General features: G+C 62.7%; 2 protein-coding genes. Both read left to right on the top strand.

The genetic code is table 11. From position 1 onward, the window contains the following. The coding region (locus EBN88_RS29850) for an SUKH-3 domain-containing protein (protein ID WP_199742542.1) at positions 1-435 on the top strand (435 nt) is incomplete at its 5' end. Between the two features lie 18 nt (positions 436-453). After that, positions 454-1,365 (top strand): SUKH-3 domain-containing protein (locus EBN88_RS32790; RefSeq protein ID WP_407703480.1); only part of this gene is annotated, 912 nt, incomplete at its 3' end.

Here is a 1,365-nt window from a genome sequence, read left to right as displayed (position 1 = left end):
GAAGCGACGCGGCGCTGGTCGGAAGAAACCGATCGCGTGCTACGGGAAGCCGGTTGGTATCCAGGAAGATCCGTTTCGACAGCCGGTTGGGAGGAACTGCTCGATGAACACGGCGGCTTCGAGATCCATCCGGCGGCTCGCACCTTTCTGATGGAGTTTGGTGGGCTGGCAGTGGAGCACCGCGGCCCGGGGATCACCATGGTACGTGCAGATTTCCAGCTCGACCCCGCCCTGGCCAAATGGGACGAGGAGATCTTCGAAGCACTCAGCGAATTGTGCGGCTCCCATCTCTACCCTCTCGGCGCGTCCGAACACCGGAACAACTACATCGGGATGGCGCCAGACGGTTCGGTCTATCTAGGCATGGACGACGTCCGAATGCTCGCCGAGACGGGGGACAAGGCCCTGGAAAAACTGGTAGAGGGAATCCGCTGAGCCGAGACATGACGTCCCATGACCGGGAGGAGTCCTGACCATACCCCCTGCCGTCAGGGCCCCCTGGCTGAACGGTTCGACGCAACGGAGAATCCACCCGGGATGGAAACCTTCGACAGAGAGCGCTGGTCGCCGAAGACCGAGCAGGCACTGAGGGCAGCGGGGTGGACGCCCGACCGCCAGGTCCCCACGCAGGAGTGGGAGCGCATACTCAGAGAAAGCGATGGGTTCGAGGCCCACCAGGCCACGCGAACATTCCTTTCCGAGTCCGGCGAACTCGCTTTCGACCTGTCCGGGATGAGCAACACCATGGCTCTCGGCCCCTTTTCGACGAACCCACTTGAGGGGCAATGGGAGGCAGACATCTGTGAGTGCATGAGCGAGGATGTGGGCACCAGCTCTACCTCATCGGCGAAAGAGATCGAAGGAATCTGTTGTTCGGAATGGCCGGGGATGGGTCTATATTTCGCGGCCTCGACTCGGTGGAACTCTTCGCAGAGAGCGGTGACCAGACTCTGGACAAACTCATCGTCGGATACCGCTGAGAAACCTTTCCCGCATAAGCAACAAGCAGCCTTGGTCTGCCCGAGCTCCGACTCCTCGACGCACGTCGCCCCTTTCAGCACCTTGGCCACCTGCACGAGGGCCTCCTGTGGGTCTGGCATGGCCCAAGTGTCGGACGAACTTCTGGATCAGGGCCGCAGACTCGGTAAGCGCCGAGGCATCGAAGCAGAATCTCTTGGTCGACACCGCGCTCAGAATCTGACGAACCATCCCTTCAGGCGGGTCACGGACCCACCGGGCGATCGCTGCAACACCGCGCCTACACCTACCGGCCGGACGGCGCGGTCAGCGCCATCGTCGACCGCCTCGGCGGCGACCGTTCCATCGACCTCGACGACCGTGGCCGGATCACCGGCGTGCGAGCGG

The sequence above is a fragment of the Streptomyces triticirhizae genome, assembly GCF_003696235.1.
GTDB lineage: Bacteria > Actinomycetota > Actinomycetes > Streptomycetales > Streptomycetaceae > Streptomyces > Streptomyces triticirhizae.
The sequence above is the reverse complement of the archived record's forward strand: the minus strand, read 5'-3'. Positions and strand labels throughout refer to the sequence as shown.